Here is a 22,253-nt window from a genome sequence, read left to right as displayed (position 1 = left end):
GCCTCGGCAAGGAAACGCACATTCCCAGCGGCCTGCGCCTTGTCTGACGCGCTTTTAGGCGGCAACGCGGCGGTGGAAATATGTGATGACACGCCCTAGGATAGCGGCCAGTTTGCTCGACGACCATGGCTACGACGTAGGACTCTTCGTCTGATGCCGGGAGGCGATGCTTAAATGGCGTAAACGGCAGAGCCCTCGATGAACAAGCGGGCTCGATTACAGTCTGTTTCGCATTGACAGAATTTTTCAGAGGCGCCGCTCTGGCGCGTCGCTACCTTGAGATAGCCGTCCTCCATGTTTGGTTCCAACGACGACAAGAAGACCCCAGCCCCGGCTGGCGAGAAAAAAGGCCTGTTCGGATGGCTGCGCAAAAAGCCGCAGGAAACCGTCGCCGAGCAGCAGAAAGACTTACCCGCAGCAGCGCCCGAGCCTGTCGTCGAGACGACGCCGGTCGTTGCTGAACCGCAGATCGCTCCCGCTGTTGCTGCCGATCCAGAACCGGTGGCAATCGACGTTCACGAGTCGGCACCGATTGGCGTGCAGCCTGATGCTGAGCCGTGGCTGAAACTGCCGGTTGCTGAGGAGCCGGTCGCCCTCACCCCTGAAAGCGAACCGCATGTCACCCCGGACATTCCGACCTACACCGCGTCTCACGTGCAGTCTGAGCTGACAATCCCCCATCCTCCGGCCCAGCCCGCGGTTGTCGACACCACCTCATTCGAAGTGCCGCCATCCATCGAGCCGATGCCGGTTGCGCTCCCTGATCCTGTTGCAGGCAATGATCTTCCTGCAGCTTCGCAGCCGTCCCCGGTCATACCACCGCCAGCCGTTGCGCCGGTAGTCGCTCCCGTTGCGGCCGTTGTCGAAACGCCAGAGGCCGCTGCGCAAACAGTGGTTGCCCCAGCCGAGCCAAAGCAGCCCGGTTTCTTCGCCCGCCTCAAGCAAGGCCTGTCCAAAACCAGCGCCAGCCTGGGCGAAGGCATGGCCAGCCTGTTCCTGGGCAAGAAAGCCATCGATGACGACATGCTCGACGAGCTGGAAACCCGCCTGCTGACCGCAGATGTCGGCGTTGAGGCAACTTCGCTGATCGTGCGCAATCTGACGCAGAAAGTGGCACGCAAACAGTTGACTGACAGCGATGCACTGTACAAGTCGCTGCAAAACGAGCTGACCGAAATGCTCAAGCCGGTGGAAGCCCCGCTGGTGATCGGCTCGGAGCACAAGCCATTCGTGATTCTGGTGGTTGGCGTCAACGGTGCCGGCAAGACCACTACCATTGGCAAGCTGGCGAAAAAGCTTCAGCTCGAAGGCAAGAAAGTCATGCTGGCAGCCGGCGACACCTTCCGTGCCGCTGCGGTCGAGCAATTGCAGGTCTGGGGCGAGCGCAACAAGATTCCTGTGATCGCTCAGCACACAGGTGCCGATTCCGCGTCCGTGATCTTCGATGCCGTGCAAGCCGCGAAGGCCCGCGGCATCGATGTGCTGATCGCCGACACCGCCGGTCGACTGCACACCAAAGACAACCTGATGGAAGAGCTGAAGAAGGTTCGCCGGGTGATCGGCAAGCTCGATGAGCAGGCGCCGCACGAAGTGCTGCTGGTGCTTGATGCGGGTACTGGTCAAAACGCGATCAACCAGGCCAAGCAGTTCAACCAGACCGTTCAACTGACAGGGCTTGCCCTGACCAAGCTCGACGGTACGGCCAAGGGCGGTGTGATCTTTGCGCTGGCCAAGCAGTTCGGGCTGCCGATTCGTTACATCGGCGTTGGTGAGGGTATCGACGATTTGCGGACTTTCGAGGCTGAACCCTTCGTTCAGGCCCTTTTCGCCGAGCGGGAGCGCACATGATTCGTTTCGAACAGGTCGGTAAACGCTATCCGAACGGACACGTCGGCTTGCATGAGCTGAGCTTTCGAGTGCGTCGTGGGGAATTTCTGTTTGTCACCGGCCACTCCGGCGCCGGTAAAAGTACCTTGCTGCGTCTGTTGCTCGCCATGGAGCGCCCAACCACCGGCAAACTGCTGCTGGCGGGGCAGGACCTGGGCCAGATCAGCACTGCGCAGATACCATTTCTGCGTCGGCAGATCGGTGTCGTGTTCCAGAACCATCAGTTGCTGTTTGATCGCACCGTGTTCAACAACGTCGCCTTGCCGCTGCAGATTCTCGGCCTGTCCAAAGCTGAAGTGACCAAGCGCGTCGACTCCGCGCTGGAGCGCGTGGCGTTGTCCGACAAGGCCGAGCTGTACCCCGGCGACCTGTCCACCGGCCAGCAACAGCGGGTCGGTATCGCCCGCGCCATCGTTCACCGTCCGGCCTTGCTGCTGGCGGACGAACCGACCGGTAACCTAGATCCACGATTGGCAGCGGAAATCATGGGTGTATTCGAAGACATCAATCGGCTTGGCACCAGCGTGCTGATCGCCAGTCACGACCTGGCCCTGATCGCACGTATGCGCCATCGCATGCTGACCCTGCAACGCGGCCGGCTGATCGGTGACGGGGAGGCAGGTGTATGAGTGCCACTCGAAGCCCCAAGGTTTCCGAACGCGTCGCGCCGAAGGCCTCTGAGCCCGGCCCGCAGAAGAAAAAGAAGCACGACGATGACGACGGTCCGAGTTTCGGCATGTTGTTCAATGCCTGGGTGGAGGCGCATCGCTCCAGCCTGATCGACAGCCTGCGTCGTCTGGGCAAGCAGCCTATTGGCAGTTTCTTCACCTGTCTGGTCATGGCTGTTGCGCTGAGTCTGCCGATGGGCTTGTCGCTGCTGCTGAGCAATGTCGAGCGCCTGGGTGGGTCATGGCAGCGTGCTGCGCAGATTTCGCTTTACTTGCAGCTGGATGCTTCGCCGACCGAAGGCGAGGGGCTGGTGGGTCAGATCAAGGCAATGCCTGGCGTCGCTGAAGCTGAGTACATCAGCCGCGATCAGGCACTCAACGAGTTCCAGCAGCAGTCGGGCTTGGGCGAGGCACTCAAAGAGTTGCCGGAAAACCCGCTGCCAGGCGTGGTACTGGTGACGCCACAGGAAGTTGACAAGGCCGCGCTGGAAGCATTACGTACACGTCTTGCCGAGTTGCCGAAGGTCCAGCAGGCTCAGCTGGACCTGGTCTGGGTCGAGCGTCTGGCGGCGATTCTCAAGCTGGGTGATCGCTTCGTGTTCGGTCTGACGGTGTTGCTGGTCGTGGCGCTGTTGCTCGTCATCGGCAATACCATCCGTCTGCACATCGAGAACCGTCGTACCGAGATCGAGGTCATCAAGCTGGTGGGTGGCACCGACAGTTATGTCCGCAGGCCCTTCCTTTATATGGGCGCCTTGTACGGATTCGGCGCCGGAATCCTCTCCTGGGGCGTGTTGGCGTTTGGGCTGGACTGGCTCAATGAGGCTGTGGTTCGGCTCGCCGGGCTGTACGGCAGCAATTTCTCCCTGGCGGGTGTACCGGTCGCCGATGGTCTGTCCCTCTTGCTTGGGGCGGTCTTGTTGGGGTATATCGGTGCGTGGATTGCAGTCGCACGCCATTTGAGAGAGCTGGCACCTCGTTGAGTTTTAATGTTCAGGTCATTTTTGTAGCGTAAATTTTGTTTCATCTATTGACTTTTCAGCTAAGGGAACTTGTTTAGCGGTTCCCGGTCAATTTCGCAGTGCTGAACTGCACGAGTCATGTGTCGGAGGTTTTTTCGTATGACCAATTCTTTGCAACCTGCTTATGCCTTGGTTCCCGGTGCAAACCTGGAAGCCTATGTGCACACGGTAAACAGCATTCCACTGCTGACGCCCGAGCAGGAGCGTGAACTGGCCGAGAGTCTCTATTACGAGCAGGATCTAGGGGCGGCTCGGCAGATGGTGCTCGCCCACCTGCGTTTTGTCGTGCATATCGCACGCAGCTATTCCGGTTACGGACTGGCTCAGGCTGACCTGATCCAGGAAGGTAACGTCGGTCTGATGAAGGCCGTGAAGCGTTTCAACCCAGAAATGGGCGTTCGTCTGGTGTCCTTCGCAGTGCACTGGATCAAGGCCGAGATTCACGAATTCATTCTGCGCAACTGGCGCATCGTGAAAGTCGCGACCACTAAGGCTCAGCGCAAGCTGTTCTTCAACCTGCGCAGCCAGAAGAAGCGTCTGGCGTGGCTGAACAACGAAGAAGTGCATCGTGTGGCGGAGAGCCTTGGCGTCGAGCCCCGCGAAGTACGTGAGATGGAAAGCCGTCTGACTGGTCACGACATGGCGTTCGACCCGGCAGCGGAGGCAGATGACGACAGCGCATTCCAGTCACCTGCCAACTACCTGGAAGACCATCGCTACGATCCGGCGCGTCAGCTGGAAGATTCCGACTGGACCGACAGCTCGACGGCCAACCTGCACGAAGCGTTGAACGTGCTCGATGACCGCAGCCGCGACATTCTCTACCAACGCTGGTTGGCGGAAGAGAAAGCCACGCTGCACGACCTGGCCGAGAAGTACAACGTCTCTGCCGAGCGTATTCGTCAGCTCGAGAAGAGCGCGATGAACAAGCTCAAGCTGTCGATTGCTGCGTAAGCGAGAAGCCAAAACGAAAAACGCCCCGAGATGATCGGGGCGTTTTTGTTTGTGGGCCGAAACGTTGAATCTTCTGTAGCAGTCCGGCTTGCCGGCGGTGGGGCATCTGAAAACGCCACCGCCGGCAAGCCGGACTGCTACAGAGCAGGATCAGTGATCAGGCAGTGCTCACCACTCCCGCCGGTGATTCAACTCCGTCAGGTACTCCTCCCCACCCAGTTGCCGCATCTGCTGACGAATCCATCCCGCCCGACGGGAAACGTAGCTGCTTGGATGACTGGCGCTCCATTCGCGGGGATTAGGCAGTACGGCCGCGAGATAGCTGGCCTGTTGCATCGAGAGCTGGCTGGCGTTGACATGGAAATGATGCTGCGCCGCGGCCTGGGCGCCGAACACGCCTTCATCCCATTCGACGCTGTTGACGTAGACCTCGAGAATCCGTTGCTTGGACCAGAACACCTCGATCAGCGCGGTAAACCAGGCCTCCAGACCTTTGCGGAAATAGCTGCGGCCGGACCACAGGAACAGATTTTTCGAGACTTGCTGGCTCAACGTGCTGGCGCCGCGAATCGAACCACCTCGTTCGTTATGAACCAGTGCAGCCTGAATGGCGTCGATATCGAAACCCCAGTGCTCGGCGAATTTCTGGTCTTCACCGGCAATGACCGCGACTTTCAGGTCATCGGAGATCTTCTCCCACGGCTGCCAGTCGCGCTGCAGATCAATGGGCTGACCGTCGAACCAGGATTCGATCTTGCGCTCGACCATCAACGCCGTGAACGGCGGAGGCACCCAGCGCAGGATCAAAACCAGCACGACACTTGCTGCTGCGAACCAGAGCAGGCCTTTGGCGACACGACGAAGGAGGAAACGCAGCATAGAGATGGCTTGGCCGAACCCGTTGAGCGGGCCATTATACAGACCACGCGCCATTGAACGACTTTGCCTGGAGTTGCACATGTTACGAACGTTTCTGATGTTGGCCGCTTTCTTCGGCTTTACCGGTGTGGCCCTTGGCGCGTTTGCGGCGCATGGCCTGAAAAACCGGCTCACCCCCGAATATCTGGCGATCTTCCACACCGGTGTTCTTTATCAGCTGATTCACGCCTTGGCGATCTTCGGCGTGGCGATCCTGGCGACGCAGATTCAGGGGCGATTGGTCAGCTACGCCGGTATTGCCTTCACACTGGGCATCCTGCTGTTCTCCGGCAGCCTCTATTTGCTGACGCTGACCGGTGTCAGCAAACTGGGCATCATCACGCCGATTGGCGGGCTGTGTTTTCTGATTGGCTGGTTCATTCTGGGTTGGACCGCGTGGCGGCTGGGTGTCGGAACGCTGTGAGTCGAGCTCAATCTGCCCTTTGCCCGATCATATGACCCAGATCCCTGTAGCAGTCCGGCTTGCCGGCGGTAGCGAGTTTGAATACGCCACCGCCGGCAAGCCGGGCTGCTACGGGGGCGGGTGCAGATGCGAGACGAATGGCACGCCTTTGCCTTGGTCATACCGGCTGATCGGGCTAGAATGCTCGCCCCCTAAAATGATGGCTGCCTTCCGCATGCGCATTCAGTTGAACGGTGAACCCTTCGAACTGCCCGACGGCGAGACCGTTGCGGCGTTGCTGACCCGTCTGGACCTGACCGGGCGTCGAATTGCCGTCGAGCTCAATCTGGACATCGTCCCGCGCAGCCAGCATGACGCCACGACGCTGAACGAAGGCGATCAGGTCGAAGTGGTGCATGCCATCGGTGGCGGCTAGCCGTTTACTGTCGACCGGCACCGCGCCCCGATCCAGAAACAACTGCAAGAACCTCAACCGTAAAGAGGATTTCCGATGAGCAATGTTCGTAGCGACAAGCCGTTTACAGTGGCCGGTCGTACTTTCCAGTCGCGCCTGTTGGTCGGCACTGGCAAGTACAAGGATATGGAAGAAACCCGTCGGGCCATCGAAGCCTCGGGCGCCGAGATCGTCACTGTCGCAGTGCGCCGGACCAACCTGGGCCAGAACCCGGGCGAACCGAACCTGCTCGACGTGCTGCCTCCGGATCGCTACACCATCCTGCCGAACACTGCCGGTTGCTACGACGCCATTGAAGCCGTGCGCACCTGCCGCCTGGCCCGTGAGCTGCTCGACGGCCACAATCTGGTCAAGCTTGAAGTGCTGGCCGACCAGAAAACCCTGTTCCCCAATGTGATCGAAACCCTCAAGGCTGCCGAAACGCTGGTCAAGGATGGCTTCGACGTTATGGTTTACACCAGCGATGACCCGATCATCGCTCGCCAACTGGCGGAAATCGGTTGCTGCGCGGTCATGCCACTGGCAGGTCTGATCGGCACCGGTCTGGGGATCTGCAATCCGTACAACCTGCAGATCATCCTCGAAGAATCTAAAGTGCCGGTGCTGGTCGATGCCGGTGTCGGCACCGCTTCCGACGCCACCATCGCCATGGAGCTGGGTTGTGAAGCCGTGCTGATGAATTCGGCCATTGCTCACGCGCAGCAACCGGTATTGATGGCTGAAGCCATGAAACACGCCATCCTTGCAGGCCGCATGGCCTACCTGGCTGGCCGCATGCAGAAAAAACTCTATGCCAGCGCGTCCTCGCCGCTGGATGGTCTGATCAAGTAAGAGCCCGTTGATGATTGATTCGCAAAAGCCCGATGCACTTCCGGACGACGAAGTGATGAACGACGAAGACGGTAAAGTACAGGGCGATGACAGCCATCATCGACGCATCAAGAGCTTCGTGATGCGCGCCGGCCGCATGACCGAAGGCCAGCAGCGCGGCCTGGATCAAGGCAAGCCTCTGTTCGTGCTGCCGCTGGCCGATGAACCGGTCGATTTCGACAAGGTGTTCGGTCGCTCGGCGCCGCGCACGCTGGAAATCGGTTTTGGCATGGGCCACTCGCTGCTGGAAATGGCAGCGGCGGCTCCCGAGCAGGATTTCATCGGTGTCGAAGTTCACCGTCCGGGCGTTGGCGCGCTGCTCAATGGCGTGCTGACTCAGGGCCTGACCAACGTGCGGGTCTATGATTGCGACGCAATCGAAGTGCTCAACCGTTGCGTTGCCGACAACAGCCTGGACCGCCTGATGCTGTTCTTCCCGGACCCCTGGCACAAAGCGCGTCATCACAAGCGCCGTATCGTGCAGGCCGAGTTCGCCGCATTGGTACGCACCAAGCTCAAGCCGGGGGGTGTCCTGCACATGGCCACCGATTGGGAGCCGTATGCTGAATACATGCTGGAGGTCATGAACGTCGCGCCGGGTTATCGCAATCTGGCTGAAGACGGCAAATGCGTGCCTCGTCCGGCAGAGCGTCCGATCACCAAGTTCGAACGCCGTGGCGAGCGTCTCGGGCATGGTGTGTGGGACTTGAAGTTCGAAAAGCTGGCTTGATCTGACATCTGCTTTCAATGGAAGGGCTACCGGCGCCACGGCGGCCCTTTTGTAACGATTCCTTCCTCCATCTGCATGCCTGGCTGGTCCTGAAAGCCGAACGCATCTCGATCCTTTCTCTTAGCGATCCGGCCCACACGTTCATCAGACGCGTCCGACATCGCGCTCCAAAACTCGTCGTTATAGTCCCGCCGTTGCATACATCAAAACGGATAGAGGGGATAAGTTATGAACAAGTTCTGGCAGATGGCTGCAGTAGCCACGCTGATCGCGACCACCAGTGGTTGTGTCAGCTACAACATGAGCCAACCGGCTGCGTCGCTGTCGGGGGACGTGAAAACCGACCTGAAGGCTGACGTGAAAGTCGGCGAGGCCATCAGTGGTGAGTCTTCTACCAACGTGTTGTTCGGGTGGTTGAAAATCGGCGGCGATAATCAGTTTGCCGATGGCGTCGCATACGGAGGCGCAAGCGCGGGCGGGATGGGGCTGCTGCTTCCTGATCCCGTCTCTAGCGCTAAGGCCGCAGCAGCCTACAAGGCGGTCAAGTCGTCCGGCTCCGATCTGATTGTCGCGCCGCGTTATGAAGTGACCGTCAAAGACTACTTCATCCTCAAACAGGTGAACGTCAAGGTCACCGGCAACAAAGGCAGCATCCAGAGCATTCGCTAATCGAATGCTGCACCCGCATACCCATGGGGGTGGAGACGATAGACATGCCTGGTTCGGCATTCCGGTTTGCTGTCTGCGGTGATCTTTAGATTGCTGCCGCCGGCGAGCCGGACTGCTACAGAAAAGACAAAGCGCAGAGGTCGAATCACTTTCTGTCCGCTACAACCCCGATCAACACCAGCACCACCAGCAACACCGGCGCCAGGCTGTAGTTGTTGAACTGGCTTAGCCCGCGAACTACCCACGGGGTGGCGTAGATCAGCGCGGCACCACTGCCGATGGTGCACAGCAACGCCATGACCGGTACGCGCAATGCGCCGGCAAAGCTGCTCAAGCGACCCTCGATCCAGCCCTTGATGTCTGCGCCGAACAGGATCAGCAGGCAGCCCACCAATGCCAGAGCGATTTCCGAAAGGTTGCTGCGACTCCAGCGCGAGACGGTGGCCAGCAAGTCGAGTACGAGGTCCATTCAGTGTCCTTAGCGTTAAGCCTTAAAGAAGAAAGTACTGCAGCAGGTCATTCAGGAACAGCTGACCGCGAGCAGTTGCCGCCAGGCGAGCAGGATCGGCCTCCATCAAGCCGCGTTCCACGGCCTGCTGACGCGCGCTGGCCAGCGAATCGAGGCTTAGACCCGTGCGGTGCTGAAATAATGCAGCGTCGACGCCTTTCGTCAGGCGCAGGGCATTCATCAGGAATTCGAACGGCATTTCATCCAGCGCCAGCAGCTTTTCACCGGCCTGATAAGACTTGGCTGGGTTCAGATAATCCTTGGGCAGACGGGTCTTCCAGGTGCGCACGATGCGGCCATCAGGATGGCTGAGCTTGCCGTGGGCACCGGCGCCAATACCGATAAAGTCGCCGAAGCTCCAGTAGTTCAGATTGTGCCGTGCGGCGCGACCTGGCTGCGCATACGCCGAAACTTCGTATTGTGCGTAGCCGTTTTCCTTGAGCAGCGTCTGACCGGCCTCCTGAATATCCCACAGGATGTCGTCTTCCGGCAGCGTCGGTGGCTGATTCCAGAATACAGTGTTCGGCTCCAGCGTCAGTTGATACCAGGACAGGTGCGTCGGGGCGAGCGCGATGGCCTGGCGCAGATCGCCCAAAGCGTCGTCCTCTGACTGATCCGGCAGGCCGTGCATCAGATCCAGGTTGAAGTTGTCGAATCCCGCCCGGCGCGCCATGTCAGCGGCACGTACGGCTTCATCGCCGTTGTGGATACGTCCCAAGGCCTTGAGCTTGGCCTCTTGAAAGCTCTGGATGCCGATGGACAGGCGATTGATGCCCAGCCCTCGATAAGCACTGAACTTCACCTGTTCGAAGGTGCCGGGATTGGCCTCGAGCGTGATCTCGATGTCGGGAGCGAAACGAATGCGCTGCTCGACGCCCTTGAGCAGCCGGCCCAGCGCATCGGCGCTAAACAGGCTGGGCGTGCCTCCCCCGAAAAAGATCGTGCTCAGTTCGCGTCCATAGACGTGGGGCAAGTCTTGGTCAAGATCCGCCAACAGCGCATCGACATATTCCTGCTCGGGCAACACGGGACTGGCAGTGTGGGAGTTGAAGTCGCAGTACGGGCATTTGCGCACACACCACGGAATATGGATGTACAGCGATAGCGGAGGCAGCTCGGGCAAGGCGGGGCGCGGTTGCTCAGAGCTGAAACCGGCCGCGCCAAGGATCAGCGGCCGGGTGGTGGAGTCCTGAGTCATTTCAACGCCGTACTCAAGTGCAGGCGATCACGCAGAATGGCCATGGCACGGGCGCGATGACTGATCTGGTTCTTGTCGGCGGGGCTCAGTTCGGCGCTGGAGAGGCCGCGCTCGGGGACCCAGAACAACGGATCGTAGCCAAAACCGTGGTCACCGCTGGCGGCGGTCAGAATGCGTCCATGCCAGAGACCTTCACAGAGAATCGGCAACGGATCGTCGGCGTGACGAACCAACGCCAGGACGCAGACAAACTGCGCGCCACGCTGCTCTTCAGGCACATCCTTGAGAGCGTCCAGCAGTTTGGCGTTATTGGCAGCATCGCCTTTACCGTCGGCGTAGCGGGCCGAGTAAATACCCGGCGCACCGCCCAGGAAGTCGACCGCCAGGCCAGAGTCATCGGCCAGCGAAGGCAGGCCGGAAATGCGTGCTGCGTTGCGCGCCTTGAGAATCGCATTCTCGACGAACGACAGGCCGGTCTCTTCCGGCTCGACGCTGCTGAACTCGCCGATCGAGCGCAGCTGTACGCTGCCGCCGAGCATGGCCTGGAGTTCTTTGAGTTTGCCAGCGTTGTGGCTGGCCAGTACGAGCTGGGTGAAATTCATTATTGATCCGTGAAAATCTGCTGATTGAAGCTGAGCGTGTGTGGGTCGCCGTCGCCCGCCTTCACATCGATGGTGAAGGTGTAGAAGTCCGAGGTATCAGGCTCGACCGCGAACTGTGCGATGTAATTCACCGCGCCTTGTTCGCTGATCTGCTTGAAGATCAGTGGTTTCTTACGGCCGGTCAGGTCTTGAACCGTTCCGCTGACGGTGGCCGGCACCGTCTTGCCGCTCTTTATGGCCGTGATGTTAATCGCGGCTTGGCCCTTGCTGCGAATCAGACCTGTGGCCTGAGCGACGGATGGTTGCAGGATGCTGGACGCGAAGGCGTTGTAGTGAATGGTCAAGTCGCCGAACTGCTCCTGTCGCTCCGGTCGGGCGTTGTCCACGGCCATCGCAGGCCCCGACAGCGCCAGCAGCACGCCCAGCATTGCAATCAGACGAGCCATGATCATTCTCCTTCTTGTTGGGTTCAGACGGCGATCCGGTGGTCCTGCAGGGTAGGGCTGCTGACCCGATAGATGCCGATCTCACCCAACAGATTAGGCCATAGCTTGCTGGCCCAGCCGTGGCGATGCTGTTGATCCACGGCCAGCCGATCAATGACCTTGGCGGAACGGCCGCGACACAGTTCTTCGAAATCTTCGAACGTGCAGAAGTGGATGTTCGGCGTGTTGTACCAGGTGTAGGGGAGGAATTCGGAGACCGGCATCCGTCCCTTGCTTGCCAGGTACCAGCGGCAGCGCCAGTGGCCGAAGTTGGGGAAGGTGATGATGCACTGACGACCGACCCGCAGCATTTCGTCGAGGATGCGATCAGGGTAGTGAACCGCCTGCAGCGCCTGAGTCATGACCACGACGTCGAAGCTGTTGCTGGCGAAGTTGCCCAGGCCCTTGTCCAGGTCCTGCTCGATGACGTTGACGCCCCGCGCCACGCAGCGTGCGATGTTGTCGGCGTCGTTTTCCAGGCCGTAGCCGGTGACTTGTTTGTTGTCCCGCAGCCAGGCCAGCAATTCGCCGTCACCGCAGCCGAGGTCGAGCACGCGGCTGCCTGCCGGTATCCAGTCTTGGATGATTTCCAGGTCGGCTCTCATGGTGTCCTCAGAGTGCAATACGGTTCATGTAGCTGGAGAAGGCCTGCAAGTAGCGCGGGATCGGCATCAGGAAGGCGTCGTGGCCCTGCGGTGCGTCGATTTCCAGATAGCAGACGTCCTTCTTCGCAGCCATGAGGGCGTCCACCAGTTCCCGCGAACGGGCTGGCGAGAAGCGCCAGTCGGTGGTGAACGACATCACGCAGAATTTGGAGGTGACATGGGCGAAGGTGGCCGCCAGATCATCGTTGAAGCTGGCCGCCGGGTCGAAGTAATCCAGGGCCTTGGTCATCAACAAATAGGTGTTGGCATCGAAGCGCCCGGAGAACTCTTCACCCTGATAGCGCAGATAGCTCTCGACCTGAAACTCGACACTGTGAAAGTCGTAGTTGAGCTTTTCGCTCTTGAGACCCCGGCCGAATTTCTCGCCCATGGAGTCGTCCGACAGGTACGTGATGTGGCCGACCATGCGGGCCAGCATCAGGCCGCGTTTGGGGATCACGCCCATTTCCTGGAACGAGCCGCCGTGGAATTCGGGGTCGGTCAGGATGGCCTGACGGGCGACTTCGTTGAAGGCGATGTTCTGCGCCGACAGCTTCGGTGCTGACGCGATGGCCAGACAGTGACGCACGCGATCCGGGTAGGTCATGGTCCACTGCAGGGCCTGCATGCCGCCCAGACTGCCGCCCACGATAGCGGCCCATTGCATGATGCCGAGACTGTCGGCCAGACGCGCCTGGCTGTGCACCCAGTCCTCGACGGTCAGTACCGGGAAGTCTGCGCCGAACGGCTTGCCGGTTTCCGGGTTGATACTGCTCGGGCCGGTGGAGCCATTGCAACCGCCGAGGTTGTTCAGGCTGACGACGAAGAACCTGTTGGTGTCGATGGGCTTGCCGGGGCCGATGCAGCTGTCCCACCAGCCCGGTTTGCGGTCTTCGGCGCTGTGGTAACCGGCGGCATGATGATGGCCGGAAAGGGCGTGGCAAATCAGTACCGCGTTGCTTTTGGCGGCGTTGAGCTGACCGTAGGTTTCGTAGATGAGGTCGTAGGCGGCCAGCGAACGGCCGCAGGCCAACGCTAGAGGCTCGCTGAAATGCGCCGTTTGCGGCGTGACTAGACCGACAGAATCTTCGGGAAAGACCGTGGACATCGACCCTGCTCTCGCTGAAATGAGGCGTAAGTCTAAAGATCGCGGTGGGTAGCGGCAACAAAGTAAATAATTGAAACGGTTGATGATGGCTTTTGATTCTGCCCAGAGGGCGGAGGAGCGCGCTTGCCCGCGATTGCGTTGGGTCAGATATCAAATATGAACCTGATCTACTGCTGTCGCGGGCAAGCGCGCTCCTACAAAATCCTGCTCCCGATTGGAGGGGTCAGATCAACCGCCACAACTCCTGCGGCATGCCGGCGTAGCCTGCCAGTTCAGGCATGACGTACGACTGCAGCACCTGAATCGCCAGGAAGGCGAAGATCGGTGAGATGTCCAGACCGCCCAGGTTCGGAATGATGCGGCGGAACGGCGCCAGAATCGGCTCGCTGATCTGGTAAGCCAGTTCGGCGGCCGGGTTGTGCGTGCCAGGTGCGATCCAGGACACGATGACCATGATGATCATTGCCACCCAGAAGATCTTCAGCAGCAGCGAGGTAATGCCGATGATCGACCACATCAGCAAATGCGGCACGTCGCCGATGGTGCCGTAGGTCATCATCAGCACGAACGCCATCAACAGCGCCTGAATCACAATGGCCAACAGCAGGGAGGAGGTGTCCAGCCCCAACACGCTAGGCACGATCCGACGGATAGGTTTGAGCAACGGCTGGGTCGCGCGCACGGCGAACTGGCAAAGCGGGTTGTAGAAGTTGGCCTTGACCAGTTGCAGCACGAAGCGCAGCAGAACGATCGTCAGGTACAGGCTGATCAGCGTCTGGATGACGAAAATCGTGGCGCCGGTGAGTGCATTCATGAATTGCTCCTTATTTGCCCAGCAGTTCGGCCATCTCGGCCGAGCGGTGTGCGGCAGCGCCAAGCGCCTTTTCTACGATGGCTTCGAAACCGTCCGCCTGGAACGACTTGATCGCTGCTTCCGTGGTGCCCGCTGGCGAAGTCACACGACGACGCAGCTCGGCAGCGTCGACATCGCTTTCGGTGGCCATGCGTGCAGCGCCCAGCGCGGTCTGTTCGGCCAGTTGTTTGGCGACCTGTTGTGACAGGCCCAGCTTCACGCCAGCGGCAGTCATGGCTTCGATCAGCAGGAAGAAGTACGCAGGACCGCTGCCCGAAACGGCAGTCACGGAGTCGATCTGGGTTTCTTCGTCCACCCAGAGAGCGATCCCCACTGCGGACAGCAGCGTTTCGGCCTGCTGACGCTGGGCCTGGGTCGCTTCAGCGGTCGCATACAGCCCACTCACACCCTGACGCAACAGCGCCGGAGTGTTAGGCATGCAGCGCACGATCGGCTGCTCGCCCAGCCATGCTTTCATGCTGGCGCAGGTGATCCCGGCAGCAATCGAGACAACAAGCTGGTTCGGTTTGAGGGCTGGCTTGAGGGCTTCGCAGACGGTCTTCATCATCTGTGGCTTGACCGCCAGCAGGATCACGTCAGCGCCATCGATGGCTTCAGCATTATCCGCGACGACGTTGATGCCGTGCTCTCTGGCCACGCGCTCGCGGGTTTCTGCACCAGGATCGCTGGCACGGATCAAATCAGCTTCGACGCCTTGGGCACGCATGCCGCCAATCAGGCTGGCGGCCATGTTTCCGGCGCCGATAAACGCGATACGGGTCTTGCTCATGAACGATTTCCTGTGAGGCGAAGGTTAAGGCTGCCCATAGTTGCGGGCGCCGAAGAGGGCAGTGCCGATCCGCACCCAGGTCGCGCCTTGTGCAATGGCGGCTTCCAGGTCGTGGCTCATGCCCATGGAAAGAGTGTCCAGCGGCAGATTCAGTTGGTCTTGCAAGGTACGTACAGCAGCAAAGGCAGCGTTCTGTTCGTCGCTGTCTTCTGTAGGTTCGGGAATTGCCATCAGGCCGCGCAATCTCAGATTGGGTAAGGCGCTGATTGCCTGCGCCAGTGCGGGCAGGTCTTGGGGCGTGCAGCCGGACTTGCTGGCTTCGCCGCTGACATTGACCTGGATACAGATGTTGAGCGGAGGCAGTTCTGCGGGACGTTGCTCGGACAGGCGTTGTGCGATTTTCAGGCGATCCACGGAGTGTACCCAGGCAAAGTTCTCGGCGATGGCGCGAGTCTTGTTTGACTGGATGGGGCCGATGAAATGCCAGATCAAGGGCAGGTCGCTCAATTCGGTCTGTTTGCCGAGGGCTTCCTGGAGGTAATTCTCGCCGAAGTCGCGTAATCCGGCGGCGTAGGCTTCGCGCAGGTCGCTCGCCGGTTTGGTCTTGCTCACGGCCAGCAGGCCGACGGACGCCGGGTCGCGCTGCACCGCTTGCGCAGCGTTGCGAATTCGCTCTGCGAGCGTTGAAATGTTCTCTGCTATCGTGGACATTGATTTGCGCCAGCAGGGCTAAAGTCTGCGGCATTCTATGTGATGAGGAGCTGTATGGATATTACCGAGCTGCTTGCCTTCAGTGCCAAGCAAGGCGCGTCGGACTTACATCTCTCTGCCGGCTTGCCACCGATGATTCGGGTGGATGGCGATGTGCGGCGGATCAACCTCCCGGCTTTGGACCAGAAAGAAGTCCAGGCGCTGATCTACGACATCATGAACGACAGGCAGCGCAAGGACTTCGAAGAAGACCTGGAGACGGACTTCTCCTTCGAAGTGCCAGGCGTGGCGCGGTTCAGGGTCAACGCGTTCAATCAGAACCGTGGGGCAGGTGCGGTGTTCCGGACCATTCCATCGAAAGTCCTGAGCATGGAAGAGTTGGGCATGGGGGAAGTGTTTCGCAAGATTACCGATGTCCCCCGTGGTCTGGTGCTGGTGACCGGTCCTACCGGTTCGGGTAAGTCCACGACGCTTGCGGCGATGGTCGATTATCTGAACGCCAACAAGCATCACCACATCCTGACCATTGAGGACCCGATCGAATTCGTTCACGAGTCCAAGAAAAGTCTGATCAATCAGCGTGAAGTTCACCGCGACACTCATGGTTTCGCGGAGGCGCTGCGGTCGGCACTTCGGGAAGATCCGGACGTGATTCTGGTGGGTGAGCTGCGTGACCTGGAGACCATCCGCCTGGCGCTGACTGCCGCGGAAACCGGCCACCTTGTGTTCGGCACGCTGCACACCACATCTGCGGCGAAGAGTATCGACCGTATCGTTGACGTATTCCCGGCTCAGGAAAAATCGATGATTCGTTCGATGCTTTCGGAGTCGCTGCACGCCATTGTGTCCCAGGCGCTGTTGAAGAAAGTTGGCGGCGGCCGAGTGGCGGCGCACGAGATCATGATCGGCACGTCGGCGATCCGGAACCTGATCCGCGAGGACAAGGTGGCGCAGATGTACTCGTCGATTCAGACCGGGGGCGCATTGGGGATGCAGACACTGGATATGTGTCTGAAGGATCTGATCAGCAAGGGGCTGATCACGCGAGAAAGCGCTCGCGAGAAAGCGAAGACGCCAGATAATTTCTGATTGCCCAAACAGCAGATGCGAAAAAACCTGCAGGAGTCCGGATTCGCGGCGGTGGCGTCAATAAGATCACTACCACCGGCAAGCCGGGCCACTACAGGTTCATGAAGCGATGTTGCCGTATCCAGTTCAGCGCTGCGCGATGCGCACAGTGCCTTTCGGCGCAGGTGCCTGTTTTGGCAGGACGCGCTTGGCAACGACGTAATGGCTGTCCCAGTACGGCTTCTTCAGGGTGTCGATGGTCACCGACTTGCCACGGCGAGGCGCGTGGACAAAGCGGTCGTCACCCAGATAGATCGCGACGTGGTTGACCTTGCGGCTCTTGATGTTGAAAAACAGCAAGTCGCCTGGCTTCAGATCCTTGCGGTCGACCTTCTGCCCGTGACCTTCGGCCATGGCATTAGAGGTACGCGGAAGATCCACTTCGCTCACGTCGTTGAACGCATATTTGACCAGGCCGCTGCAGTCAAACCCTTTTGTTGGGCTGGTGCCGCCCCAACGATAGGGTGTACCGATGGCATTGACTGCACGGTTCACCACGTTGCTACTCTGCTTGCTCCCCATTTGCGAGGGTGCTGCCAGGGCAACGGTGTTCTGGGAAATCTTGCGAGAACTGTGGGACTTCTTGCCCTTGGTCGCTCGGGTTTTCTTGCTTGAAGTCTCAAGCGGGGTGGCTGTTTCTTCGAGTGCGGCGATTGCAGCGCGTTGAGCGGCAATATTGCGTGATACGGTTTCCTGTGACTCGGATTTGGCGGTGAAACCCGTAAAACTCGAAGGCAGCGTTTGCTCACGATTGGTGGCGTGGGCGGCCAGTGGCATAAATAGGCAAATAGTTAGCCATGTCTTGAAAAATGGACGCATTAGGCAGGGCTCATATTGGTCAGCGCGCAACTTTATAACAGCTTTTGCGGCGTTTCCGAGGCCATTTGTCGAACAATTTACTGGCCGGGAGGTCAGCATCGACACTAAAACTGTCATATGACCGGATGCATCGCCTTTCAGAACAAGGGTTTGCGTGAACGCGCAGAGGTTCAAGCCATACGTCGGAGAGCGTCACCAAAGTCACAAAAGTTACGCATATTTTTTTCTATCGCTTCAAATGAGGTAAGCAATGAACACCTATCATCCTGACGTTCAACGTCCCGATACGCACAGCAAGGTCATGGGTTATCTGCTGTGGATCGTCGGTTTTACCGGTTCTCATCGCTTCTATTACGGTAAGCCGGTGACCGGCACGCTCTGGTTTTTTACCCTCGGGTTGTTGGGGATTGGCTGGCTGATCGACCTGTTTCTTATTCCGTCGATGGATCGTGAGGCAGATCTGAGATTCAACGCGGGCACGACTGACTACAGCGTCGCATGGATTCTTCTGACGTTTTTGGGTGTGTTCGGGGTGCATCGGATGTATCAGGGCAAATGGATCACCGGGATCCTCTACCTGTTTACGGGCGGGCTGTTCTTTCTGGGTGTGCTGTATGACTTCTGGACGCTGAATGACCAGATCTCGATGAAGAACGCGCAGCACCGGTAAACGCTGACCTATAGCGGCGCGCTTCCCGGCGAGGCGTCAGACCTGAGTTTCGAGGGTGTCTGACTTAATGCTATCGCGGGTAAGCGCTCCTACGAGGTCAGAGTGTCGCGTCGACTTAGCCGATATAACTGATCCGGCCATCCACGAAGGTGTATTTCACTGCGCCCGGCAGGCAATGCCCGAGGAATGGGCAGTTTTCGCCCTTGGACAACCATTTCTCGCCAGCCACGGTGGAGGCCGCAGGATCAAACAGCACCAGATCCGCTGGTGCACCCGCAGCCAGCTGGCCCGCTGGCAGACGCAAGGCTGCTGCAGGCCCAGAACTCAGGCGTGCCAGCAGGGTGGGGACGTCCAGCAGGCCATCCTCGACAAGGGTCATTGCCAACGGCAGCAGCAGTTCGACGCTGCTGATGCCAGGCTCCGTCGCGCCGAACGGCGCCAGCTTGGCATCTCGCTCATGGGGCTGATGGTGGCTGGAGATGGCTTGAACCACGCCCGACCGGACCGCCTCTCGCAGCGCATCGCGGTCGGCGCGGGTGCGCAGCGGCGGTTGCACGTGATAGAGGCTGGAAAAGTCGATCAGCGCTTCGTCGGTCAGAATCAGTTGATAGAGCGCGACGTCGGCAGTGACCGGCAGGCCGCGAGCTTGCGCCTGGGCGATGAGCTCGACGCCGCGAGCACTGGTCAACTGAGTGAAATGTGCGCGTACGCCGCTTTGCTCGACCAGCAGCAGGTCGCGGGCCAGGGCCACGGTCTCGGCGGTTTCCGGGATACCTGGCAGACCGAGGAAGGCAGCCGTCGGACCATCATGGGCCAGACCACCGCCCGCCAGATCGTGATCTTGCGAATTGAAAATCACGGTCAGGTCGAAGGTTGCAGCGTATTCCAGCGCCCTGCACAGGGTGCGATTGCTGCCAAAGTTCACCAGGCCATTGGTGAACGCTACGCAACCCGCGTCACGCAGGGCGATCAGTTCGGCCAGTTGCTCGCCTTCCAGACCTTTGCTCAGCGCGCCGATGGGGAAGACTTTGCTGTGTCCGGCTTCACGGGCGCGGTCCAGAATCAGCTCCGCGACGGCCGAGGTGTCGAGGACCGGTTTGGTCCGAGGCGGGCAGCAAACGCTGGTCACGCCGCCCGCCGCAGCGGCGCGCGTTTCGCTGGCGATAGTGCCCTTGCGGCTGTAACCGGGTTCGCGCAGGGAGACATTGAGATCGACCAGGCCGGGCGCTGCAATCAGACCCTTGCCGTCGATGGTCTGCGACGGGATGAAATCGGCGGGCGCCGCGCCCAGGGCCAGGACCTTGCCGGCTTCCAGGTGGACATCGATGACTTGATCCAGACCGCTGACAGGGTCGATGACGCGGGCTTTGATGATGCTGAACTTCACTGCGCGTTCTCCTGCTCGAACTGGCGTTGGGCCGTTTGGCCACTCATGGCCATGGACAAGACGGCCATGCGCACCGCGATGCCGTAGGTCACTTGATTGAGAATCACCGAGTGGGCGCCGTCGGCCACCGCCGACTCGATCTCCACGCCCCGGTTGATCGGGCCAGGGTGCATGACGATGGCGTCAGGCTTGGCACCGGCCAGGCGCGCGGTGGTCAACCCGAACAGGCGGTAGAACTCGCCCTCGCTCGGCAGCAGACCGCCCGACATGCGCTCGCGCTGCAGGCGCAGCATGATGACCACGTCGACGTCTTTGAGGCCTTCGGCCAGATCCGTATAGACCTTCACGCCATACTGCTCGACGCCAATCGGCAGCAGGGTTTTCGGCGCGACCACGCGAATGTCAGGGCAGCCCAACGCCTTGAGAGCGATCATGTTCGAGCGCGCAACCCGGGAATGAAGGATGTCGCCGACGATGGCCACCGAAAGGTTCTCGAAGTTGCCCTTGTGGCGGCGGATGGTCAGCATGTCGAGCATGCCTTGTGTCGGGTGCGCATGACGGCCGTCGCCGCCGTTGATGATCGCCACCTGCGGGCAGACATGCTCGGCAATGAAGTGCGCCGCGCCGGAGTCGCCGTGGCGCACGACGAACATGTCGGCGGCCATGGCCTCAAGGTTGCGCAGGGTATCGAACAGGGTTTCGCCCTTGCTGGTTGAAGAGGTCGAGACGTTCAGGGTAATGACGTCCGCCGACAGCCGCTGCGCCGCCAGTTCGAAAGTGGTGCGGGTGCGAGTCGAATTCTCGAAGAACACGTTGCACACGGTCTTGCCGCGCAGCAACGGGACTTTTTTCACCGCCCGGGCGCCAACCTCAAGGAACGAGTCGGCGGTGTCGAGGATTTCGGTGAGCAGCTCGCGGGGCAAACCATCGAGCGAGAGGAAATGTTGCAGCTGACCCTGATGGTTCAGCTGCAGCGGGCGCTTGGCGTCGAGAGGCGTCATCGCAAAGGACTCTTAGAGGGCGGCGGAATCGGTGGAGAGGTCTTGCAGTTCGAGTGTCAGCGGTGTCGGACCCGACAGCTTGACCCGTTCGTTCGGAGACAGATCCAGCGTCGCACCGGTCACATTCGGGCGGATTGGCAGATCGGCTGCGTCCAGATCCAGCAGTGAAACCAGGGTCACACTGGCAGGGCGGCCATAGTCGAACAACTCGTTCAGCGCCGCGCGAATGGTGCGGCCGCTCATCAGGACGTCGTCGATCAGGACCAGATGCTGTCCTTCGATCTCGAACGGCAGCTCGGAAGGGCGTACTTGCGGGTGCAGGCCGTTCTGGCTGAAATCGTCGCGATAGAAGGAAACGTCCAGCGTACCAAGGGGAGACTGGCTGTTCAGCGCCTGAAGGAGGGCTTGGGCGACCCATACGCCGCCGGTGCGGATGCCGATGAAGCGGGGCTCGCTGATACCACGTTTATTCAGGTGCGCGTTCAGATCGATCGCCATCTGGCTGATCAGTTCGGCGGGGTTGGGCAGGCTGCTCATGGTCGCTCCTTCAGGAGCCCGGTCGTCCGTGCGGCACACACCGGGCTGAAACTCGAATGCTGTGTTCTACAATGCGGTGCAGTGTAAGTCGCTCAGGTGTCAAACAGTGCGCCGTTAGCCTCCAGCCAGCCTTGCAACAGAAGCGCTGCGGCGATGGCATCGACCGGATTATCGCGGTAGCTGCCGCGCTGACCGCCACGGGACATGCGTTCGCCTTTGGCTTCGAAGGTGGTCAGGCGCTCGTCGTGGGTGTAGACGGGCAGATTGAAGCGGCCGTTGAGCTTGCGTGAAAACTTCTCGGCACGGGCGCTCATCTCGCTGGGGGTGCCGTCCATGTTCAGCGGCAGGCCGACGACGATGGCGTCGGGCTTCCACTCGCTGATCAGGGCCTGAACCTTGTCCCAGTCCGGCACGCCGTTCTGGGCTTTCAAGGTGCACAGCTCGCGGGCCTGGCCGGTAATCACCTGGCCCACCGCCACGCCGATCTGTTTAGTGCCGTAATCGAAACCCAGTAACAGGCGCAGAGCGGCCATCAGGCGTGACCCGCCTGGCTGGTCAGCAGGCTGAGATTGACCCCCAGCTTCGCAGCAGCGGCGTCGAGACGCTGCTCGCTGTCAAGTTCGAAGAGGATGGCTGGATCGAACGCGCAGTTCAGCCACGCGTTGGCGGCGAATTCGGCTTCCAGTTGCCCGGCGTCCCAGCCCGCGTAGCCCAGAGTGATCAGATTTTGATCAGGTCCGTAGCCGTCGGCGATGGAAAACAGGATGTCCTGGGAGGTCGACAGCGAGATACCGCCCAGATCGACCGTGGCCTGGAAGATCTGGCCGGTCGGATGCAGGACGAAACCGCGATCGGTCTGAACCGGACCGCCGACGTGAATGGGGATGTGCTGGCAACGTACCGGCGGCGGCAGTTCCGGGCGCAGTTGCTCAAGAATGTCTGCCAGAGAAAGGCTTTGCGGTCGGTTGATCACCAGACCCATGGCGCCATTGGCGTTGTGCTCGACGATGTAGGTCAAGGTCTGAGCGAAGTTCTCATCGTGCATGTGGGGCATGGCGATCAGAAATTGGTGCTTGAGGTACGACGGAGTGACGTTTTTCATGAGCCCTAGTGTGGCGCCGTGGGGCTGTTGTGACAACTGGCAGAACCGACTCCACGGAGGATAAATCGCGACGGGGTTCAGGTTTCATCCTCGAACAGGCCAGCGTTGTGCGAT

Annotated in this window: 27 protein-coding genes; 11 read left to right on the top strand and 16 right to left on the bottom strand. The window is 60.0% G+C overall.

The window, feature by feature from the left end:
* The first annotated feature begins 294 nt into the window (after positions 1-294).
* The 4 genes from ftsY to rpoH all read left to right on the top strand — a co-directional run bounded on the left by ftsY (position 295) and on the right by rpoH (position 4,531).
* Positions 295-1,848 (top strand): signal recognition particle-docking protein FtsY, encoded by a 1,554-nt coding sequence (gene ftsY / locus D3M70_RS03090; RefSeq protein WP_120124251.1) that lies wholly within the window; start codon positions 295-297, stop codon positions 1,846-1,848.
* Positions 1,845-2,516: a cell division ATP-binding protein FtsE gene (gene ftsE, locus D3M70_RS03085; protein WP_081565121.1), complete on the top strand. Its 672-nt coding sequence runs from the start codon at positions 1,845-1,847 to the stop codon at positions 2,514-2,516. The genes ftsY and ftsE overlap by 4 nt, the downstream gene beginning before the upstream one ends.
* Entirely contained in the window at positions 2,513-3,538 is a 1,026-nt protein-coding gene (gene ftsX / locus D3M70_RS03080; RefSeq protein WP_120124249.1) for a permease-like cell division protein FtsX, read from the top strand. Before ftsE ends, ftsX begins: the two co-directional genes overlap by 4 nt.
* A 138-nt stretch (positions 3,539-3,676) precedes the next feature.
* Entirely contained in the window at positions 3,677-4,531 is an 855-nt protein-coding gene (gene rpoH, locus D3M70_RS03075) for an RNA polymerase sigma factor RpoH (protein ID WP_065991120.1), read from the top strand.
* Between the two features lie 168 nt (positions 4,532-4,699).
* Here rpoH and mtgA read toward each other — a convergent pair whose 3' ends face one another.
* Complete coding sequence (gene mtgA / locus D3M70_RS03070) at positions 4,700-5,410, bottom strand: monofunctional biosynthetic peptidoglycan transglycosylase (RefSeq protein WP_120124439.1); 711 nt, start codon at positions 5,408-5,410, stop codon at positions 4,700-4,702.
* Positions 5,411-5,489: 79 nt separating this feature from the next.
* On the opposite strand from mtgA, the gene D3M70_RS03065 reads away from it, so the two are divergent.
* The 5 genes from D3M70_RS03065 to D3M70_RS03045 all read left to right on the top strand — a co-directional run bounded on the left by D3M70_RS03065 (position 5,490) and on the right by D3M70_RS03045 (position 8,596).
* Complete coding sequence (locus tag D3M70_RS03065; RefSeq protein WP_120124247.1) at positions 5,490-5,873, top strand: DUF423 domain-containing protein; 384 nt, start codon at positions 5,490-5,492, stop codon at positions 5,871-5,873.
* A 214-nt stretch (positions 5,874-6,087) separates the two neighbouring features.
* A complete protein-coding gene (gene thiS / locus D3M70_RS03060; RefSeq protein WP_165869726.1) occupies positions 6,088-6,288 on the top strand; it encodes a sulfur carrier protein ThiS in 201 nt (66 codons plus the stop codon).
* A 75-nt stretch (positions 6,289-6,363) separates the two neighbouring features.
* Positions 6,364-7,158, top strand: coding sequence for a thiazole synthase (locus D3M70_RS03055; RefSeq protein ID WP_120124245.1), 795 nt, complete (start codon positions 6,364-6,366; stop codon positions 7,156-7,158).
* 55 nt (positions 7,159-7,213) lie between these two features.
* Positions 7,214-7,927 carry a tRNA (guanosine(46)-N7)-methyltransferase TrmB gene (trmB, locus tag D3M70_RS03050; protein ID WP_120124435.1) on the top strand — a complete coding sequence of 238 codons (714 nt, stop codon included), beginning with the start codon at positions 7,214-7,216 and terminating at the stop codon, positions 7,925-7,927.
* Between the two features lie 228 nt (positions 7,928-8,155).
* A complete protein-coding gene (locus tag D3M70_RS03045; protein ID WP_120124243.1) occupies positions 8,156-8,596 on the top strand; it encodes a hypothetical protein in 441 nt (146 codons plus the stop codon).
* A gap of 145 nt (positions 8,597-8,741) precedes the next feature.
* On the opposite strand, the gene D3M70_RS03040 is transcribed toward D3M70_RS03045, so the two are convergent.
* From D3M70_RS03040 to D3M70_RS03000, 9 genes are all read right to left on the bottom strand, one after another.
* Positions 8,742-9,065 (bottom strand): DUF3392 domain-containing protein, encoded by a 324-nt coding sequence (locus D3M70_RS03040; RefSeq protein ID WP_062385487.1) that lies wholly within the window; start codon positions 9,063-9,065, stop codon positions 8,742-8,744.
* A 22-nt stretch (positions 9,066-9,087) separates the two neighbouring features.
* Entirely contained in the window at positions 9,088-10,302 is a 1,215-nt protein-coding gene (gene hemW, locus D3M70_RS03035; protein WP_120124241.1) for a radical SAM family heme chaperone HemW, read from the bottom strand.
* Positions 10,299-10,904: an RdgB/HAM1 family non-canonical purine NTP pyrophosphatase gene (gene rdgB, locus D3M70_RS03030; protein ID WP_375232910.1), complete on the bottom strand. Its 606-nt coding sequence runs from the start codon at positions 10,902-10,904 to the stop codon at positions 10,299-10,301. The genes hemW and rdgB overlap by 4 nt, the downstream gene beginning before the upstream one ends.
* Entirely contained in the window at positions 10,904-11,350 is a 447-nt protein-coding gene (locus tag D3M70_RS03025) for a DUF4426 domain-containing protein (protein WP_120124238.1), read from the bottom strand. The genes rdgB and D3M70_RS03025 overlap by 1 nt, the downstream gene beginning before the upstream one ends.
* Positions 11,351-11,373: 23 nt before the next feature.
* Positions 11,374-11,994 carry a methionine biosynthesis protein MetW gene (metW, locus tag D3M70_RS03020; RefSeq protein ID WP_120124237.1) on the bottom strand — a complete coding sequence of 207 codons (621 nt, stop codon included), beginning with the start codon at positions 11,992-11,994 and terminating at the stop codon, positions 11,374-11,376.
* 7 nt (positions 11,995-12,001) lie between these two features.
* Positions 12,002-13,141, bottom strand: coding sequence for a homoserine O-acetyltransferase (locus D3M70_RS03015; RefSeq protein ID WP_120124235.1), 1,140 nt, complete (start codon positions 13,139-13,141; stop codon positions 12,002-12,004).
* 223 nt (positions 13,142-13,364) lie between these two features.
* Positions 13,365-13,955, bottom strand: coding sequence for a YggT family protein (locus D3M70_RS03010; RefSeq protein ID WP_120124233.1), 591 nt, complete (start codon positions 13,953-13,955; stop codon positions 13,365-13,367).
* Positions 13,956-13,965: 10 nt separating this feature from the next.
* Positions 13,966-14,784: a pyrroline-5-carboxylate reductase gene (proC, locus tag D3M70_RS03005; protein ID WP_120124231.1), complete on the bottom strand. Its 819-nt coding sequence runs from the start codon at positions 14,782-14,784 to the stop codon at positions 13,966-13,968.
* Between the two features lie 24 nt (positions 14,785-14,808).
* Positions 14,809-15,495 carry a YggS family pyridoxal phosphate-dependent enzyme gene (locus tag D3M70_RS03000; RefSeq protein WP_120124230.1) on the bottom strand — a complete coding sequence of 229 codons (687 nt, stop codon included), beginning with the start codon at positions 15,493-15,495 and terminating at the stop codon, positions 14,809-14,811.
* Positions 15,496-15,549: 54 nt separating this feature from the next.
* Between D3M70_RS03000 and D3M70_RS02995 the strand changes: the two genes are divergently transcribed.
* Positions 15,550-16,584, top strand: coding sequence for a type IV pilus twitching motility protein PilT (locus D3M70_RS02995; protein ID WP_081565107.1), 1,035 nt, complete (start codon positions 15,550-15,552; stop codon positions 16,582-16,584).
* Positions 16,585-16,710: 126 nt separating this feature from the next.
* On the opposite strand, the gene D3M70_RS02990 is transcribed toward D3M70_RS02995, so the two are convergent.
* Positions 16,711-17,442, bottom strand: a complete 732-nt coding sequence (locus D3M70_RS02990) for a C40 family peptidase (RefSeq protein WP_120124228.1) — start codon at positions 17,440-17,442, stop codon at positions 16,711-16,713.
* Positions 17,443-17,692: 250 nt separating this feature from the next.
* Between D3M70_RS02990 and D3M70_RS02985 the strand changes: the two genes are divergently transcribed.
* Entirely contained in the window at positions 17,693-18,112 is a 420-nt protein-coding gene (locus D3M70_RS02985; protein WP_120124226.1) for an NINE protein, read from the top strand.
* A 115-nt stretch (positions 18,113-18,227) separates the two neighbouring features.
* Here D3M70_RS02985 and D3M70_RS02980 read toward each other — a convergent pair whose 3' ends face one another.
* From D3M70_RS02980 to D3M70_RS02960, 5 genes are all read right to left on the bottom strand, one after another.
* Positions 18,228-19,499, bottom strand: a complete 1,272-nt coding sequence (locus D3M70_RS02980) for a dihydroorotase (protein WP_120124225.1) — start codon at positions 19,497-19,499, stop codon at positions 18,228-18,230.
* The gene (locus D3M70_RS02975) at positions 19,496-20,500 is read right to left on the bottom strand and encodes an aspartate carbamoyltransferase catalytic subunit (protein ID WP_074752379.1); all 1,005 of its coding nucleotides are present in this window, start codon (positions 20,498-20,500) and stop codon (positions 19,496-19,498) included. The genes D3M70_RS02980 and D3M70_RS02975 overlap by 4 nt, the downstream gene beginning before the upstream one ends.
* A 12-nt stretch (positions 20,501-20,512) precedes the next feature.
* A complete protein-coding gene (pyrR, locus tag D3M70_RS02970; protein WP_120124223.1) occupies positions 20,513-21,037 on the bottom strand; it encodes a bifunctional pyr operon transcriptional regulator/uracil phosphoribosyltransferase PyrR in 525 nt (174 codons plus the stop codon).
* Between the two features lie 92 nt (positions 21,038-21,129).
* Complete coding sequence (gene ruvX / locus D3M70_RS02965) at positions 21,130-21,570, bottom strand: Holliday junction resolvase RuvX (protein WP_120124221.1); 441 nt, start codon at positions 21,568-21,570, stop codon at positions 21,130-21,132.
* Positions 21,570-22,139 carry a YqgE/AlgH family protein gene (locus D3M70_RS02960; protein WP_120124220.1) on the bottom strand — a complete coding sequence of 190 codons (570 nt, stop codon included), beginning with the start codon at positions 22,137-22,139 and terminating at the stop codon, positions 21,570-21,572. The genes ruvX and D3M70_RS02960 overlap by 1 nt, the downstream gene beginning before the upstream one ends.
* Positions 22,140-22,253 lie beyond the last annotated feature (114 nt).

Origin of the sequence: Pseudomonas sp. LS-2, from assembly GCF_003605735.1 — a bacterium.
In the GTDB taxonomy this organism is placed as follows: Bacteria; Pseudomonadota; Gammaproteobacteria; order Pseudomonadales; family Pseudomonadaceae; genus Aquipseudomonas.
The sequence above is the reverse complement of the archived record's forward strand: the minus strand, read 5'-3'. Positions and strand labels throughout refer to the sequence as shown.

Bases quoted from the DNA above. Each gene is read 5' to 3' on its own strand.
- ftsY (WP_120124251.1), top strand. From the start codon at position 295: ATGTTTGGTTCCAACGACGACAAGAAGACCCCAGCCCCGGCTGGCGAG.
- ftsE (WP_081565121.1), top strand. From the start codon at position 1,845: ATGATTCGTTTCGAACAGGTCGGTAAACGCTATCCGAACGGACACGTC.
- ftsX (WP_120124249.1), top strand. From the start codon at position 2,513: ATGAGTGCCACTCGAAGCCCCAAGGTTTCCGAACGCGTCGCGCCGAAG.
- rpoH (WP_065991120.1), top strand. From the start codon at position 3,677: ATGACCAATTCTTTGCAACCTGCTTATGCCTTGGTTCCCGGTGCAAAC.
- mtgA (WP_120124439.1), bottom strand. From the start codon at position 5,410: ATGCTGCGTTTCCTCCTTCGTCGTGTCGCCAAAGGCCTGCTCTGGTTC.
- D3M70_RS03065 (WP_120124247.1), top strand. From the start codon at position 5,490: ATGTTACGAACGTTTCTGATGTTGGCCGCTTTCTTCGGCTTTACCGGT.
- thiS (WP_165869726.1), top strand. From the start codon at position 6,088: ATGCGCATTCAGTTGAACGGTGAACCCTTCGAACTGCCCGACGGCGAG.
- D3M70_RS03055 (WP_120124245.1), top strand. From the start codon at position 6,364: ATGAGCAATGTTCGTAGCGACAAGCCGTTTACAGTGGCCGGTCGTACT.
- trmB (WP_120124435.1), top strand. From the start codon at position 7,214: ATGAACGACGAAGACGGTAAAGTACAGGGCGATGACAGCCATCATCGA.
- D3M70_RS03045 (WP_120124243.1), top strand. From the start codon at position 8,156: ATGAACAAGTTCTGGCAGATGGCTGCAGTAGCCACGCTGATCGCGACC.
- D3M70_RS03040 (WP_062385487.1), bottom strand. From the start codon at position 9,065: ATGGACCTCGTACTCGACTTGCTGGCCACCGTCTCGCGCTGGAGTCGC.
- hemW (WP_120124241.1), bottom strand. From the start codon at position 10,302: ATGACTCAGGACTCCACCACCCGGCCGCTGATCCTTGGCGCGGCCGGT.
- rdgB (WP_375232910.1), bottom strand. From the start codon at position 10,904: ATGAATTTCACCCAGCTCGTACTGGCCAGCCACAACGCTGGCAAACTC.
- D3M70_RS03025 (WP_120124238.1), bottom strand. From the start codon at position 11,350: ATGGCTCGTCTGATTGCAATGCTGGGCGTGCTGCTGGCGCTGTCGGGG.
- metW (WP_120124237.1), bottom strand. From the start codon at position 11,994: ATGAGAGCCGACCTGGAAATCATCCAAGACTGGATACCGGCAGGCAGC.
- D3M70_RS03015 (WP_120124235.1), bottom strand. From the start codon at position 13,141: ATGTCCACGGTCTTTCCCGAAGATTCTGTCGGTCTAGTCACGCCGCAA.
- D3M70_RS03010 (WP_120124233.1), bottom strand. From the start codon at position 13,955: ATGAATGCACTCACCGGCGCCACGATTTTCGTCATCCAGACGCTGATC.
- proC (WP_120124231.1), bottom strand. From the start codon at position 14,784: ATGAGCAAGACCCGTATCGCGTTTATCGGCGCCGGAAACATGGCCGCC.
- D3M70_RS03000 (WP_120124230.1), bottom strand. From the start codon at position 15,495: ATGTCCACGATAGCAGAGAACATTTCAACGCTCGCAGAGCGAATTCGC.
- D3M70_RS02995 (WP_081565107.1), top strand. From the start codon at position 15,550: ATGGATATTACCGAGCTGCTTGCCTTCAGTGCCAAGCAAGGCGCGTCG.
- D3M70_RS02990 (WP_120124228.1), bottom strand. From the start codon at position 17,442: ATGCGTCCATTTTTCAAGACATGGCTAACTATTTGCCTATTTATGCCA.
- D3M70_RS02985 (WP_120124226.1), top strand. From the start codon at position 17,693: ATGAACACCTATCATCCTGACGTTCAACGTCCCGATACGCACAGCAAG.
- D3M70_RS02975 (WP_074752379.1), bottom strand. From the start codon at position 20,500: ATGACGCCTCTCGACGCCAAGCGCCCGCTGCAGCTGAACCATCAGGGT.
- pyrR (WP_120124223.1), bottom strand. From the start codon at position 21,037: ATGAGCAGCCTGCCCAACCCCGCCGAACTGATCAGCCAGATGGCGATC.
- ruvX (WP_120124221.1), bottom strand. From the start codon at position 21,570: ATGGCCGCTCTGCGCCTGTTACTGGGTTTCGATTACGGCACTAAACAG.
- D3M70_RS02960 (WP_120124220.1), bottom strand. From the start codon at position 22,139: ATGAAAAACGTCACTCCGTCGTACCTCAAGCACCAATTTCTGATCGCC.